The organism is Conexibacter stalactiti, from assembly GCF_033542075.1.
GTDB classification, from domain to species: domain Bacteria; phylum Actinomycetota; class Thermoleophilia; order Solirubrobacterales; family Solirubrobacteraceae; genus Conexibacter; species Conexibacter stalactiti.
This window is the reverse complement of the sequence record NZ_JAWSTH010000136.1, coordinates 1-14,888: the sequence shown is the minus strand read 5'-3', so window position 1 is coordinate 14,888 and position 14,888 is coordinate 1. Positions and strand designations below refer to the sequence as shown.

Sequence of the window (14,888 nt, the reverse complement as noted above, 5' to 3'; positions counted from 1 at the left end):
GCCGGGCCGTGCGAACCGCGGCCGGGCGGCGCTGCCCTCGGCGCGCGAGGCGCCGCGCGCGACGAGGCGCTCGGCCCCACGCGCACCCGTCTCGGCAGCGAGCGCCGCCCCGCCGACGAGCAACGTCGTGAAGAGCGCGCCGCGCAGCCGGCTCGGCGCGTGGATCCGCCGCTCCAGCGCGAGCGCGACACGGCCGAAGCCGGCGACCGGATGAAAGCGGCGCGGGTCGCCGAGCGCGAGGTCGACCGCCCAGCCGGCGGCGAGCGCAGAGCCGGTCACGCCACAGCCTCCACCACATTGGGGTGTCTTCCCGCCAGCTCCAGCGGGCAGTTCGTGCGTGTGATCGTCCAGCGGCCGTCGTGGGCATGCAGCTCGGTGACGGCGAGCGGGGCGACGTCGATGCGCCAGAAGGCGTCGAGCGGAGCGCCGAGCGCGTGCACGAGCGCCGCTTTCACGACGCCGCCGTGGGTGATCGCGAGCGTCGCGCCGTCGTCGGATGCCTGCTCGTCGAGCCAGCCGGCGACGCGCGCGGCGAAGGCGCGCAGGCTCTCGCCGCCGTGCGGCGCGGCGTCGGGATCGCCCATCCACATGCCGACCGCGGAGGGATCCTCGGCATGCAGATCGGCGAGCGAGCGGCCGGCCCATGCGCCGAAGTCGCACTCGGCCAGCCGCGCGTCGACCCGCGGCGTCAGCTCCGCGGCGGCGGCCGTCTGGGCACAGCGCAGCGCGGGGCTGGCGAGCAGGTCGATCCGGGGCGCCGGATCGTCGGCCCCGCCGCCGGTGCTCCGGCCGCGCTCGGCCAGTCCAGCGAGCCCGGCGGCCAACGCGCCGGCCCCCTCCTCGATCGGCTCGTCGGCGGGGAAGGCGGCGGCGCGGGTCGCGCTCGTCGCGGCGTGACGCACGAGCAGCAGCCGCTTCACGACGCCGGCACGCGACGGGCGGGCGCGTGGGCGCACCGACCGGACGGCGGTGACGGAGACGTGCGGTGCATCGACGAGACCTCCTCGGGATCCAGCGTCCCGACCGTGGAAGGATTGCGGCGGTTGAGTTCCTGACTTCCGGCGGTTGAGACCGGACACAGTGGCGCGACCGTCCCGGATTCGAACCGGGTTCCTCGCACCGCCACGCTGACGCGGCGCATCGTACCGCCTGGGACGTTGCGTCCGTCGTTGCGGCGACCGTTGCGGCGAGGCGTGACTCCTGTGCACGGACAGGTCTAGGCTGTCGAGCCGTGAGCAGCGACCCGCGCCCTCCGCGCCCGGCGACGCCGGCCGGCTTCGACCCCTCGCGCGCCGCCGAGCGCGCCGCCGACCCGACCGGGTGGCGCTTCCCCGAGGCCGAGCGCGCGAGCGTCTACCGCGTGATCGCCGGCCGGCGCGACATCCGCCGCTTCCGCCCCGACCCGGTCCCCGAGGACGCCCTTGAGCGGATCCTCGCCGCCGCTCACCAGGCGCCGTCGGTCGGGCTGATGCAGCCGTGGCGGCTGATCGTCGTGCGCGAGCTGGAGACGAAGCTGGCGCTGCGGCGCCTGGCCCAGCGCGAGCGGCTGCGCCAGGCCGGCAAGTTCCCCGACCGCACGAGCCACTTCCTCGACCAGAAGATCGAGGGGATCGTCGAGGCGCCGCTGGGGATCTGCGTCTGCTGCGACCACGGCGAGCCCGGCGCCGAGGTGCTCGGCCGCGGCACGATCCCGGAGACCGACGTCTACAGCGCCGCGTGTGCGATCGAGAACCTGTGGCTGGCGGCGCGCGCCGAAGGGCTCGGGATCGGCTGGGTCTCCTTCTACCGCCCCGACGACCTGCGCTCGCTGCTTGAGATCCCCGCGCGCGTCGACCCGATGGCGTGGCTCTGCGTCGGCTGGCCCGACGAGCGCCCCGTCCGCCCCGGCCTCGAAGCGGCGGGGTGGTCGTCGCGCATGCCGCTCGCGGACGTCGTGATGGAGGAGCGGTGGCAGGAGTCCGCGCCGCCATCCGCGCAAGCCGCGCCCGCAATTGCGCAAGCCGCGCCGGACCGAGCGGCCGCGATCGCGGCCCGCGACCGCTCCGACCAGCTCGCGAAGCCGACCGGCTCGCTCGGCGCACTGGAGACGCTGATCGAGCGGTGGGCGTCGATCACCGGCGCGCCGCCGCCGTCGCGCCCGCGCGCCGGCGTGCTCGTCGCGGCCGCCGACCATGGCCATGTCGTCCACGGCACGTCGCTGTTCGACGCCGCCGTCTCGGCGCAGGTGGCGGGTGCGGCCGCGCGCGGGCAGAGCGCCGTCGGCGTGCTCGCCCGGCGCGACGGCCACGAGCTGCTGATCGCCGACGTGGGACTGGTCGCGCCGACGCCGGAGGGTGTCCGTGCCGCCAAGCTCGCGTCCGGCACCGCCGACATGACGGCCGCGCCCGCGCTGACCGAGGCGCAGCTCGACGCGGCGCTCGCGCTCGGCGCCGCGCTCGCAGGCGAGCTCGCCGACCAAGGGGTCGACTGCCTCGCGCTCGGCGAGATCGGGATCGGCAACACCGCCACGACCGCCGCGCTCGCAGGAGCGCTGCTCGGTGCCGGCGCCGCCGTGACCGTCGGCCGCGGCACCGGCCTCGACGCCGCCGGCCTGGAGCGAAAGCGCGCGGTCGTCGACGCGGCGCTGGCGCGGGCCGCGGCCGTGGGCGTCGCTCCCGTAGAAGCCGCGCCGGCCGATTCCGCGCCGGCCGATTCCGCGCCGGCCGATGCCGCCCGCGCCAGCGACGCCGCCCGGCGGCTCGACCCCCGCACCGCCCTCCTCGAAGTCGGCGGCCTCGAGCTGGCGGTGCTCGCGGGCGCCACCGCCGAGGCGGCGCGGCGACGGCTGCCGGTGATCCTCGACGGCTACGCGGTCGCGACCGCGGCGCTGGCCGCGGTCGGGCTCGACCCCGCCGTCGCGGAGTCGCTGATCGCCTCGCACCGCTCCGCCGAACCGGGCCACGCGCTCGTGCTCGCGGAGCTGGGGCTGGAGCCGCTGCTCGACCTGCGACTGCGGCTCGGCGAGGCATCCGGCGCGCTGCTGGCGCTGCCGGTGATCGCCTCCGCCGGCGCGCTCCACCGCGAGATGGGCACGTTCGCCGAGGCCAGCATCGACGGGCCGCGATGAGCGAGGCCGACGCGCCGCCCAAAGCGGCGGCGGCCACCGGCCCAGCCCGCCGCACCCTCGGCGACGCCGCGCTGGCGATCTCCTTCCTCACGCTCCTCCCCCTCCCCGAACGCGCCTTCGCCGGTGGCAGCATGCGCCGCGCGGCCGGCTGGTTCCCACTCGTCGGGGTCGCGATCGGGGCGTTCGCGGGCGGCGTCCGCGCCGCCGCCGAATCGCTCGTCGGCGCCGGCCCCGCCACCGTGCTGGCGTTGATCGCGCTCGTCGCGGCGACCGGCGCACTGCACCAGGACGGCCTCGCCGACTGCGCCGACGGGCTCGGCGTGCGCGGCGATCGCGAGCGCCGCCTCGCGGTGATGCGCGACTCGGCGATCGGCACCTTCGGGATGCTGGCGCTGCTCGGCTGGGGGCTGCTCGCCTTCACGACGCTGGCGCCGCTCACGAACGCCGACGTCCTCACCGCGCTGATCGCCGCCGCGAGCCTCGGCCGCGCCGCCGCCCTCGCGCACGCGACCGTCACCCCGCCGGCCCGCCGCGACGGGCTCGGCGCCGGCTTCACCGTCCCCACCGCCGCGCTCGCCGCCGGGATCGCGACCGCCGCCGTCGCGACCGCCCTCGTCACCCGCGACCTGGCCGACACGCTGCTCGCGCTCGCCGCCGCCGCGCTCGCGACCGCCGCCGTCACCGCCTGGTCACGCCGCACGCTCGGCGGCCGCACGGGCGACACGCTCGGCGCGACCGTCGCGCTGACCGAGGTCGCCGTCCTGCTCGCGCTCGCCGCCGCCTGGACCTGAAGCGCCCGCCGCGAAACGCGGAGGTTCTCCGTGCCGAGGCTGCGCGCAGGCGCCACGCTCCCCACCGCCACGGCGGCCCGCTGATAGCGTCGCGCAACCACCCGGATCGAGGAGCACTGCGCATGGCCATCGACGAGCAGCAGCCCGACGGCAGAGACCTGACCTTCGCCGAGCGCTACTTCACGCAGCCGGCGCCCGTGCGAGAGATGCCCGAGCACAGCCGCGACCCGCGCGTGGCCTTGTCGGTGCTGGAGTCGGAGATGCTGCTCGACGGCGACCCCGCGAAGAACCTCGCGACGTTCGTGACGACGTACATGGAGCCCGAGGCCCGCTACGTCATCGAGAACAACCTCCACCGCAACTGGATCGACCACGCCGAGTATCCGCGCACGGCCGAGATCGCCAACCGCTGCGTGCGGATGCTCCACCACCTCTTCCACGGCGTGCACTGCCCGGAGGTGCCCGGGACCGCGACCGCCGGCTCCTCCGAGGCCGTGATGCTCGGCGCGCTGGCGATGAAGTGGCGCTGGAAGAACGCGCGCGAGAAGGCCGGCAAGCCGGTCGACAAGCCCAACCTCGTCTACGGCGCCGACGTGCACGTCGTGTGGGACAAGTTCTGCCGCTACTTCGACGTCGAGCCGCGCCAGGTCAACCTTCCGAGAGGGCGCTACACCGTCGGCCCCGACGACCTCGCGCCGCAGATCGACGAGAACACGATCGGGGTCGTCGCCGTCGTCGGCACGACCTTCACCGGCGAGTGCGACGACGTCGCCGGGATCGACGCGATGCTGAGACACCTCGCCAGCACGAGAGGGCTCGACGTGCCGATGCACGTCGACGCGGCCTCCGGCGGCTTCGTCTTCCCCTTCAGCCACCCCGAGTTCGAGTGGGACTTCCGCCTCGACACGGTCAAGTCGATCAACGTCTCCGGCCACAAGTTCGGGCTCGTCTACCCCGGCGTCGGCTGGCTTGTCTTCCGCGACGAGAACCAGCTGCCCGAGCAGCTCGTCTTCTACGAGGACTACCTCGGCGAGCGCGACGCGACCTTCACGCTCAACTTCTCCGGCAGCTCCGCCTTCATCCTCGCGCAGTACTACAACTTCGTCCGCTACGGGCGCCAGGGCTACGCCTCGCTCGTGCGCGCGATGGACAGAAACTCCGACGCGCTGACGGAGCGGCTGGCGGCCGAGGACGCGCTCGAGCTGGTCGGCGGCGAGCCGCGGCTGCCGCTCGTGATCGCGAGAGTGCGATCGGACGAGGACTTCACCGGCACCGACCTCGTCGCCGAGCTGGCCCAGCGGCGCGCCTGGATGGTGCCCGCCTACCAGCTGCCGCCCGACAACGACGACCAGCAGATCATCCGCATCCTCGTGAAGGTCAACCAGTCACGCGAGCTGGCTGACGCGCTCGCCGACGACATCTCCGCCTCGATCGCCGACCTGCGCAGAAGGGCAGCCGGCCACCACGTGCACAAGAGAGTCCACAGAGGCCATGGCTATTAGGAGGCGGCCCGCCGCACCATCTCCTCGACCTCCACGAGCTTGATCCGGGGACGTCCGTGCGGCTCCCCGGCCGCTCTCTCGTGCAGGTCGATCGCGTTCCAGCCGTCCCACGAGACGACGGCCGGGACGCGCTCGCGCAGCCAGCGCTCGATCGCGTCGGAGTCGGCGCGCGCCCACAGCAAGCCCGCCTCGCGATCCTCCAGCACGCGCGCGACCGTCTCGTTCGCGCACTGCTTGTTGGTGCCGATCACGCCGCTGGGGCCGCGCTTGACCCAGCCGGTCACATAGGTGCCGGGCGCGACGCGACCGGCGTCGTTGGCGACCAGCCCGCGCGCCGGCACGAACGGCAGCCCGTCGAGCGGGCGGCCACGGTAGCCGATCGCGCGCAGCACGAGGCCGCAGGGGATCGTCTCCTCCGCGCCCGTCGGCTCGAACCGCGCGGCGCCGCCGTCCGTACCGGCCACGCGTCGGTTGACCGCGACGCGCAGGCCGCTCACCGCGCCGTCCGCATCCCGCTCCACCGCCAGCGGCGTGCGCAGAAATCTCAGGACGACCCGGTGTGAGGCGCCCCGTGTCCCCAGCGCCGCGTATTCGCGCAGGATCTCGATCCGCCGCGGCACCGCTGAGCCGGGATCGGCCTGCTCGGCAGCGAAGGCGGCCGCGGCCGCCGCGTCGAACGCCAGATCGTCAGCGGCGACGACCGGCTCGGCGCGCGCGAGCGAACCCAGCTCCAGCAGCTCCGGGTTCGTGAAGGCGGCCTCGAGCGGCCCGCGGCGGCCGAGCACGACGACCTCGCGCACCTGCGCGCGCGCCAGCGCCGCCAACGCGTGGTCGGTGGTGTCGGTCGCAGACAGCTCCTCCGGCTCCAGCACGAGCATCCGCGCGACGTCGAGCGCGACGTTGCCGTTGCCGATCACGACCGCGCGCTCGACCTGCAGCGGGAAGTCGTGTGCGGTGTGCGCCGGGTGGCCGTTGTACCAGCCAACGAACTCGGTCGCCGCATGCGAGCCGGGCCCGTCCTCGCCGGGGATCCCGAGCGCGTTCGCGTCCGGCGTGCCGACGGCGTAGACGACCGCCGCGTAGCGCTCGGCCAGCTCGGCGACGGTCACGTCGCGGCCGACCTCGACGCCGCCGAAGAAGCGCACGCCGGGCCGTCTGGCGATCTTGTCGTAGACGCGCGTGACGGCCTTGATCTTCGGATGGTCGGGCGCGACGCCGGCGCGCACGAGCCCGAACGGCGTCGGCAGCGCGTCATAGAGGTCGACCTCGAAGCCGGCCGCGCTCAGCTCGCCGGCGGCGTAGAAGCCCGACGGCCCCGCGCCCACGACCGCGGCGCGCAAGGCGGAACCCTCACCCACGACCAGCGAAGAAGTCGGCGTTGAGCTGCGCGAAGGCCGACCATCTCTCCGGCAGCTGGTCGTCGGGGAAGGGCGCGTTGACCGGGCACGACTCGGTGCACGCGTTGCAGTCGATGCACTCGGTCGGGTCGATGTAGAGCTGCTCGACCGAGGCCCAGTCAGCGTCCTCCTTCAGCGGCTGGATGCAGTCGACGGGGCAGACCTCGACGCAGGAGCCGTCCTTCTGGCCGATGCACGGCTCCGCGATCACGTACGCCATCAGTCGCCTCCCAGGGGGCGCAGGAAGGCGCGGCCGGGCGCGGCCTCGGAGCCGCGCAGCGGGATCGGCAGCGCGACCAGCTCGTAGTGGCCGTCGGCGACGTCGAGCAGGTCGGCGCATTCGAGGATCACGACGCCGGCGCCGCAGAGCACGTGGTGGGACTCCCAGCGGTCGGTGCGGGTCGGGCCGTCGATCGTGAGGAAGTCGATCCCGACCAGCCGCACGCCGCGGTCGACCAGCAGCCGCGCGCCGTCGGGCGCGAGGCCGGTCCACGTCGCGGGCTTCTCCGCGGCGCGCAAGGCGCCGTCGGCCGAGGCCGAGTTGGCGGTGCGCAGCAGCACGCGCTCGTCGCCGTGACCGAGGCCGGCGGCTTCCAGGTCGGCGGCCGTCACGTCGCCCTCGACGCCGCTGAGGTCGAGCACGCGCGCCGGTCCGGCGAAGACGTCGAGCGCGATCGCGTCGATCGTCGCGCCGCCCGCGATGTAGTGCGCGGGCGCGTCGAGGTGAGTCCCCGTGTGCGAGCCCATCAGCCAGCGCGTGACGTTGCAGTTGTTGCCGCCCGCGAGCGACTCGACGACCGTCACCTCCGGGCTGCGGCCCCAGTGCAGCATCTCCGGCGCGACCTCCACCGAGATGTCGATCGGCGCACCCGCGCCCGCCGCCCCGCCGCTCGCCGGCACCAGCACCACTCGCGCCGGCGCCGCCTCGGCGCCGCGCAGCTTCAGCGGCAGGCAGATCAGCTCGTGCTCGCCGGCCGACACCGCGCGCAGATCGACCGACTCGATCACGACGACGTCGGCGCCGTTCAACACGGCGTGGGCGTCGAAGGTCGCCTCGCGCGCCGGCGACTCGACCGTCAGGTAGTCGACGCCGAGCACGCGCACCCCGCGCTCCACCAGCAGCGCCGCGGCGTCGGGCGCGAGACCGACCCACTCGTCGGCCTTGTCGGACTCCTGCAGCGGCCCGGCCGAGTTGGTCGTCTTCAGCAGCAGCCGCTCCGGCGCGCCGCCGTCCCCCAGCAAAGCCACCAGATCCGCCGCGTCGATCTCACCCGTGACAGCGGTCAGGTCGAGCACCGTCGCCGGCCCGACGAGCAGGTCGAGCGGCAGCGCCTCGATCGCGTCGGCGCCGTCGCGCAGATGCAGCGGCGCCTCGACGTGCGTGCCGGCGTGGGCGCTCAGCAGCCAGCGTGAGACGTCGGCCGCGTCGCCGCCGGCGATCGTCTCGACCATCGTCTTGACCGGCCGCGGGCCGCCGTGGAGCATCGCCGGGTGAACGGGCAGGGACACATCGATCATGGGGACTCCGTCCTCAGAAGAGCTGGAAGTACTCGCGCTGCTCCCAGTCGCTGACCGCCGCGAGATAGCGGTCGACCTCGAACTGCTTGAGCGCGATCACGTAGTCGACGAACGACTGGCCGAAGCGCTCAGCGAAGGCGGCGTCGCCGCGCAGCTCCGCGAGCGCCTCCATCAGCGAGCGCGGCAGTTGCTGCGCCTGCACGCGGTAGGGGTCGGCGGTCGGCGCCGGCGGCTCCAGCTCGCGGTCGACGCCGTCGAGGCCGCTGACCAGCTGGGAGCCGATGTAGAGGTAGGGGTTGGCGGCCGGCTCGCCGGAGCGGTTCTCCAACCGCGTCGCGCGGTCGCCCGGGCCGCCGACGACGCGCACCATCGCGCCCTTGTTGTCCTCGCCCCAGACGATCCGGTCAGGCGCCAGCGACAGCGGCCGGTAGCGCTTGTAGCCGTTGATCGTCGGGGTCGTGAAGACCGCCGCGGCGCGCGCGTGCGTCAGCAGGCCGGCGAGGTAGCGGCGCCCCATCTCCGACAGCCGCTCGCCCGATCCGGCCGGCGCCATGAAGGCGTTCTCGCCGTCGGCGAGCCCGCGCAGCGACTGGTGCAGATGCCAGCCGCTGGAGGCGAGGTCGGGGAAGGCCGGGCGGCACATGAAGGTCGCGTGGTAGCCGTGGCGACGGCAGAGCTGCTTGACCGCGCTGCGGCAGAGGACCATGTCGTCGGCAGCCTTCAGCGCCCGCTGCGGCGCGAACGTCAGCTCCAGTTGCGACGGGCCGAACTCGTGCTCGATCGACAGCAGCGGCAGCCCGAGCGCGACGAGCCCGTCGCGCAGGAACTGCACGACGTCGTCGAGCGGATCGATCGCGTCCTCCAGCAGCAGCTGGTAGCCGCGGCTGACCGGTCCGACCTCCGGCGGCGAGCCCGGCTGGCCGACGTCGGCGTGGGTCAACGGCGCGCCGTCGGCCTTGAAGACGTGGAACTCGATCTCGAGCCCGACGACGAGGTCGTAGCCGCGCAGCGCGAGGTCGTCGAGCTGGTTCTTCAGCAGGTGGCGCGTCGAGTACGGGACCGCGCGGCCGTCGGGGAAGTGGATGTCGCACAGCACCCAGGCGGTGCGCGGCGCCCACGGCAGCACGCGGAAGGTCGTCGGGTCGGGGATCAGCAGCATGTCGCCGGCCCCCTCCATCTCCTCCATGCCGACGCCGCCGCCCTCCTCGAAGACGGAGTAGATCGTCTTGCAGGCGGTGTCCTTGACGACGAGCGTCGAGGGCGCGGTCGTGCCGCCGCGCAGCGCGGAGGCGAACGCCTCGCGCGTCAGCGTCTTGCCGCGCAGCAGGCCGTGCTGGTCGGGGAAGGAGAGCCGCACCAGCTCGATCCCGCGCTCGTCGATGACGCGCTGCGCCTGCGCGGCGGCGGCGTACTGCGCGTCGCCCCAGAGGTTGTGGCGCTCGATGAAGCCGGCGCCGCGGCCGGGGCCGGTGCCGAGCAGGTCGAGGACGTGGTCAGACGGCGGCACGCGACCCGCTCCCCGCCCACGGCGAGCGCTCGCGGCGTCTCGCCTCGCCCTCGCGCCAGCCCTCCTGCCAGCTCTCCGCGCGCGCGATCGTGTCGAACGCGAGCGGCCCGGTCAGCGCGGCGGCGCTCTCGGGGTCGATCGCGCGGCCCGGCGTCGGCTTGCCGGCGTCGAAGTCGTCGATCGCGCGCAGCAGCAGACGGCGGTTGGCGGTGACGGCGCGGTCGGAGACGCCCAGTCTCTCGACGCTGCGGTCCTGGATCGGCCCCATCGACTCGACCGCCCACTGGTCGTGGACGTTGATGTCGAGGCCCATCCCGGTGTAGGTGAGCGTCGCCTGCTCGGTCGCGTCGAAGCCCCAGTTGTTGCCGCGGTTGCGGATCGGGCGGAAGTCGGGCTGCGTGACCTCGGTGATCCGCTGCTGCCAGAGCGTCTCCTTGTCGGTCTGCTCGGCGAAGTCGTAGAGGATCATGTACCAGTAGTGCGTGTGGTCGTCGATCGGGACGTGCCACTGCGCGAAGACCTTCGAGTTGCCGAACGGGACGACGAAGGCGTTGGGGAACATCAGGTTCGTGATCCGCACGTGGCGGATCTGCTCGTTCAGCTCGCGCACGGCGAAGACGCGCAGGCCGTACTCCGTGTTCTCGACCTCGATGTCGGGGCGGAAGTTCTCGCCGACGAGCGCTGAGAGCGTTCTGTCGGTCCCCTCGACCAGCTCGGCGAACTGCTGGCCGTAGGTCTCGCGCGGGTCCTCGTCGAGGAAGCGGTGCAGGAAGGAGACGTGGCTGGGGTCGATCCCGCCCTCGACGCCCTGCAGCCAGTTGCAGTCCCACAGGCCCTTGAACGCGAAGGTGTAGGCGTCGGGCGCGATGAAGCAGTCGTAGTCGGGGAACGGCGGCGGGTCGCCGCCGCCGAGGTAGGCGAAGACGATCCCGTTGCGCTCCTGCACCGGGTAGGACGCGTGTCTGATCTTCGTGTGGAAGCGGCTGTGCTCGGGCTCAGCCGGCTGCTCGATGCATCTGCCCTCGCTGTCGTAGAGCCAGCCGTGGTAGAGGCAGCGCATGCCGCACTCCTCCAGCCGGCCGTAGGCGAGGTCGACGCCGCGGTGGGCGCACCAGCGGCCGATCAGGCCGTAGGAGCCGTCGCCCTTGCGGAACAGCACGAGGTCCTCGCCGAGCAGCCGGACCGGCTTGACGGGCCGTCTCTCGTCCAGCTCGGCGACGAGCGCCGCCGGCTGCCAGTAGGCCCGCATCAGGCCGCCGCAGGGCGTGCCCGGATCGGTCTGGGTCAGCTTCTCGTTGTCTTCACGCGAGAGCACGCCGCGCCTCCGTTCTGGATCCCAAACTCATCCTCATGGATCCAACCCTACCGGATGCGGATGCGGGCGTCGAGGCGGACGACAGGCGCGTCATTCCCCGAACAGCGCCCGCCGGACGTTGTCGGTGCTGATCATCGTCAGCACCTCCTGCTCGATCCCCGCCGCCAGCGCGGCCTGCGCGAACTCCTCGAAGACGAACGTCAGGCCGGGGCCGCCGAAGGCGTGCTGGTGGGAGCGCTGGCTGACGTCCTGCGACAGCAGGATCCGCTCGGCGTAGCCCAGCTCGACCAGCGCGCGCAGGTAGTCGACCCGCCGCCCCAGCTCGGCCGCGTTGACGGCGCCGCCCGCCTTCACGGCCATCATGCAGTCGTACTCGATGTAGACACCGCGCTTGAGCAGGTCGATCGAGTAGTCGAGCGACTTGACCGTGTCGGTGTGGCCGATCACGATCCGCTCCGGCGCGACGCCCTCCTGCTGCAGGACGTCGATCTGGATCTCGGCCGTCGGGAAGGTCGGCGCGTGCGTGGAGACCATCACGCCGGCGCGCGCGGCGGCGCGACCGGAGGCGCGGAAGGAGCGCTCCTCGCGCGCGGTCACGTACGGCAGGTCCGAGGCGACCTCGCCGACGAAGCCGGCGCGCACCCCGCCGCAGCCGGGGATGCCCTCCTCGAGGTCGGCGATCAGGTACTCGGCGAACTGCTCGGTGAAGGTGCGATCGACCCAGTCGACGTCCATGTAGTGCTCGAAGTAGTGACCGGTGCCGAGCACGACGGTGACGCCGGTCTCCTCCGCCATCGCCTTCGTCGCCAGCACGTTCGCGACCGAGCGCGAGCCGGTGACGGGGTTCTGCAGCTGGCGCACCGGGTCGCGCTCGAAGTAGACCGGCGCCGCCCAGTTGCTCAGCTCGCCATTGGTGACGTCGAGCAGCGTCCGCCCGCCGGCGTCGCGGAAGCGCTCGATGTCGGCCTTGCGCTCCTCCCAGACGGTCATGTAGCCGTCACGCGGCTCGGTCGGCGACATGTTGATGAAGACGTGCTCGTGCGGCAGCGCCAGCCCCACGTCGTCCGGACCGATCGGACCCGTCACCGACTGCACCGTGTTCAACATGCCAAGCGTTCCTCTCGTCGCCGTGATCAGCACGCGGTAGGCTACGGCCAGACGGGATCCAAAACAACCTAGGAAGGATCCAAACTCAGATGGCGATCCACACCGTGCTGGGAGCGATCGAGCCGGCCGAGCTGGGCCCGACGTCGATGCACGAGCACATCCTCAGCAACCTCAGCGTCTGGGCGAAGGAGCCGACCGACCCGGTCCCCGCGCACGACACGCTCCATCCCGGGATGCTCGGCTACCTGCGCTGGAACGCGCTCTCGGTCCCCGAGAACCTGGTCCTGCACGACCCCGAGGTCGCGATCGCGGAGCTGCGCGCCGTCCACAGAGCGGGCGGCAGCGCGATCGTCGAGCTGACGCTGGAGGGGATGGGCCGCCGCCTGGAGGAGCTGCCGCGGATCTCACGCGAGAGCGGCGTCCACATCCTCGTCGGCTGCGGCTGGTACGTCGAGGAGCTGCAGCCCGAGCGCGTCCGCGGCGCCGACGTCGACACGCTCGCCGCCGAACTGCTGCACGAGCTGGAGCACGGCATCGGCGAGAGCGGCATCCGCCCCGCCCTGATCGGCGAGATCGGCACCAACAACCCGCCGACCGACGCCGAATGGCGCGTCCTGCGCGCCGCCGGCCGCGCCGGCGCCGAATCGGGCGCCGCGGTCAACGTCCACCTCTCCTGGCGCGGCCAGGACGGGCTCGCCGTCGTCGAGGCGCTGCTGGCCGAGGGGATGCCGGCCGACCGGATCATCTTGAGCCACATGGACGAGGTGCTCGACCGCGCCTACCACGCGGCCGTCGCGCAGACCGGCGCGATCCTCGAATACGACACCTTCGGCTCCGACTTCCTCTACAGAGGCCCAGGCGTGCGCAACCCCAGCGACGTCGAGCGGCTCGACATGGCGACGTGGCTGCTGTCGGAGGGATACGGGAGACAGCTCGTGATCGCCTGCGACACGTGGGCGCAGGCCAACCTGCTGCACATGGGCGGCTACGGCTACGAGCACCTCTTCCGCCGCATCGCGCCCGCACTGACCGACTACTGCGGCGCCGACGAGGCGACGTTGAAGGCGATCCTCGTCGAGACACCGCGACGTTTGCTCGATCGCTGACTTTTGGATCCAATCCGATTACTGTAGGATCCACTCATGCCGATCACGCTCCATGACATCTCGGTCCCCGTCGGCCCTGGGATGCTCCACTACGGGCGCCAGCCCGAGAAGACGATGGTCGAGTCGATCGCCAATGGCGACGACGGCAACGTCAGCCGCTGGCTGATCGGCTCGCACACCGGCACCCACCTCGACGCGCCGGCCCACTTCCGCGACGGGATGGCGACGATCGAGCAGCTGCCGGTCGAGCTGATGGTCGGCCCCGCGCGCGTGCTCGACCTGACCTTCGTCGAGGGCAGCGAGGTCGGCGCCGACGACCTGCTGAGAGCGGGCCTCGGCGACGACGAGCGCGTGCTGCTGAGAACGCGCAACTCGACCGGCGCGCTGCGCGAGACGGTCAAGTCGCCGTGGGTCGGGATCGACGCCGCCGCGGCCGAGCTGCTGCTCGAGCGCGGCGTCAGACTGGTCGCGATCGACTACCTGACGATCGACTCGCCGGCCGGCGAGACCGGCTGGCCGGTCCACAACATCCTCTGCCCCGCGGGCGTCTGCATCCTTGAGGTCGTCGACCTGTCGGCGGTCGAGGCCGGCGAGTACACGCTCGCGGCGCTGCCGGTCAAGCTGGTCGGCAGCGAGGCCGCGCCGGCGCGGGCGGTGCTGATCGAGGGACTGGTGGAAGCGGCGTGACGCGCACCGCGAGCATCGCGGCGCCCCACCCCGCCGCCGTCGAAGCGGCTCGCGCGGCGTGGGCCGAGGGCGGCAACGCGCTCGACCTCGCCGTCGCCGCGGCGACGGCGCTCGCCGTCGTCTACCCGCATCAGTGCTCGCTCGGCGGCGACCTCGTCGCGCTCGTGCGCGAGCCGGACGGTGCCGTGCAGGCGATCGTCTCGTGCGGCGCCGCGCCGCGGCGGGTCGACGTCGACGCGCTGCGCGCGGCCGGCGAGCGGATGCCGAGCGCCGGCCCGCACCCCGTCACCGTTCCCGGCGTGCTCGCCGGCTGGGAGGCGGTCCTCGACAAGGGCGCCGCGCTGCCGCTCGCCGCGCACGTCCGCCGCGCCGCGACGCTCGCGCGCGACGGCTCGCCGGTCTCCTCCGGCCTCGCCTGGGCGATCGGCTACCGCGCCGACGGGATCGCCGCCGACCCCGGCCTGCGCGAGGTCTTCTCCCCCGGCGGCACGCCGCTGAGCGAGGGCCACCCGCTCCTGCAGCCGCGCCTCGCCGACACGCTCGACGCGATCGCCGACGGCGGTCCCGCCGCGTTGTACGGCGGCGCGATCGGCGCCGCGCTCGCGGCCGGGCTGGAGCAGGCCGGCAGCGCGATGCGGCTCGACGACCTCGCCGCCCACGCAGCCGAGCTGACCGAGCCGCTGACCGCGACCGCGCTCGGCGCCACCTGGCACGTCGCGCCGCCGCCGACGCAGGGCGCGACGCTGCTGGCGATGCTCGCGCAGATCGACGCGAGCGCGCGCGCCGCGGCGGGTGCGGGCGCGGCCGCGCGCCTCTCCCTCGACCGCGCCCGCGCCGCCTCGGCCGCCCGCG

General features: G+C 73.5%; 14 protein-coding genes and 1 riboswitch. Of the genes, 6 read left to right on the top strand and 8 right to left on the bottom strand.

The window, feature by feature from the left end; translation table 11 throughout:
• Both R7226_RS28715 and R7226_RS28710 read right to left on the bottom strand, forming a co-directional pair.
• On the bottom strand, positions 1 to 279 hold a 279-nt coding region (locus R7226_RS28715; protein ID WP_318600900.1), incomplete at its 3' end, for a cobalamin biosynthesis protein.
• A complete protein-coding gene (locus tag R7226_RS28710) occupies positions 276 to 956 on the bottom strand; it encodes a histidine phosphatase family protein (RefSeq protein WP_318600899.1) in 681 nt (226 codons plus the stop codon). The genes R7226_RS28715 and R7226_RS28710, both read right to left, overlap by 4 nt.
• Before the next feature lie 75 nt (positions 957 to 1,031).
• Positions 1,032 to 1,158: riboswitch (cobalamin riboswitch) on the bottom strand.
• Positions 1,159 to 1,231: 73 nt separating this feature from the next.
• Here R7226_RS28710 and bluB point away from each other — a divergent pair.
• The 3 genes from bluB (at position 1,232) to R7226_RS28695 (ending at position 5,399) form a co-directional block, all read left to right on the top strand.
• Positions 1,232 to 3,106, top strand: a complete 1,875-nt coding sequence (gene bluB, locus R7226_RS28705) for a 5,6-dimethylbenzimidazole synthase (RefSeq protein WP_318600898.1) — start codon at positions 1,232 to 1,234, stop codon at positions 3,104 to 3,106.
• The gene (gene cobS / locus R7226_RS28700; protein ID WP_318600897.1) at positions 3,103 to 3,897 is read left to right on the top strand and encodes an adenosylcobinamide-GDP ribazoletransferase; all 795 of its coding nucleotides are present in this window, start codon (positions 3,103 to 3,105) and stop codon (positions 3,895 to 3,897) included. The genes bluB and cobS overlap by 4 nt, the downstream gene beginning before the upstream one ends.
• A gap of 122 nt (positions 3,898 to 4,019) precedes the next feature.
• On the top strand, positions 4,020 to 5,399 hold the full coding sequence (locus R7226_RS28695; protein WP_318600895.1) for a glutamate decarboxylase: 1,380 nt from the start codon (positions 4,020 to 4,022) through the stop codon (positions 5,397 to 5,399).
• On the opposite strand, the gene R7226_RS28690 is transcribed toward R7226_RS28695, so the two are convergent.
• The 6 genes from R7226_RS28690 to R7226_RS28665 all read right to left on the bottom strand — a co-directional run bounded on the left by R7226_RS28690 (position 5,396) and on the right by R7226_RS28665 (position 12,243).
• On the bottom strand, positions 5,396 to 6,739 hold the full coding sequence (locus R7226_RS28690) for an FAD-dependent oxidoreductase (protein ID WP_318600894.1): 1,344 nt from the start codon (positions 6,737 to 6,739) through the stop codon (positions 5,396 to 5,398). The two genes, R7226_RS28695 and R7226_RS28690, sit on opposite strands and share 4 nt — an antisense overlap.
• Before the next feature lie 10 nt (positions 6,740 to 6,749).
• A complete protein-coding gene (locus R7226_RS28685; protein ID WP_318600893.1) occupies positions 6,750 to 7,016 on the bottom strand; it encodes a 4Fe-4S dicluster domain-containing protein in 267 nt (88 codons plus the stop codon).
• Positions 7,016 to 8,314 (bottom strand): cyclase family protein, encoded by a 1,299-nt coding sequence (locus tag R7226_RS28680; protein WP_318600892.1) that lies wholly within the window; start codon positions 8,312 to 8,314, stop codon positions 7,016 to 7,018. Before R7226_RS28680 ends, R7226_RS28685 begins: the two co-directional genes overlap by 1 nt.
• A 13-nt stretch (positions 8,315 to 8,327) precedes the next feature.
• The gene (locus tag R7226_RS28675; RefSeq protein ID WP_318600891.1) at positions 8,328 to 9,821 is read right to left on the bottom strand and encodes a glutamine synthetase family protein; all 1,494 of its coding nucleotides are present in this window, start codon (positions 9,819 to 9,821) and stop codon (positions 8,328 to 8,330) included.
• Complete coding sequence (locus tag R7226_RS28670) at positions 9,808 to 11,136, bottom strand: Rieske 2Fe-2S domain-containing protein (protein ID WP_318600890.1); 1,329 nt, start codon at positions 11,134 to 11,136, stop codon at positions 9,808 to 9,810. The genes R7226_RS28675 and R7226_RS28670 overlap by 14 nt, the downstream gene beginning before the upstream one ends.
• A 90-nt stretch (positions 11,137 to 11,226) precedes the next feature.
• Positions 11,227 to 12,243 (bottom strand): phosphotriesterase family protein, encoded by a 1,017-nt coding sequence (locus tag R7226_RS28665; protein WP_318600889.1) that lies wholly within the window; start codon positions 12,241 to 12,243, stop codon positions 11,227 to 11,229.
• 89 nt (positions 12,244 to 12,332) lie between these two features.
• Here R7226_RS28665 and R7226_RS28660 point away from each other — a divergent pair, with 89 nt between their 5' ends.
• The 3 genes from R7226_RS28660 to R7226_RS28650 all read left to right on the top strand — a co-directional run.
• Complete coding sequence (locus tag R7226_RS28660; RefSeq protein ID WP_318600888.1) at positions 12,333 to 13,349, top strand: phosphotriesterase family protein; 1,017 nt, start codon at positions 12,333 to 12,335, stop codon at positions 13,347 to 13,349.
• Positions 13,350 to 13,385: 36 nt separating this feature from the next.
• The gene (locus tag R7226_RS28655; RefSeq protein WP_318600887.1) at positions 13,386 to 14,036 is read left to right on the top strand and encodes a cyclase family protein; all 651 of its coding nucleotides are present in this window, start codon (positions 13,386 to 13,388) and stop codon (positions 14,034 to 14,036) included.
• Positions 14,033 to 14,888 (top strand): gamma-glutamyltransferase (locus tag R7226_RS28650; RefSeq protein WP_318600886.1); only part of this gene is annotated, 856 nt, incomplete at its 3' end. The genes R7226_RS28655 and R7226_RS28650, both read left to right, overlap by 4 nt.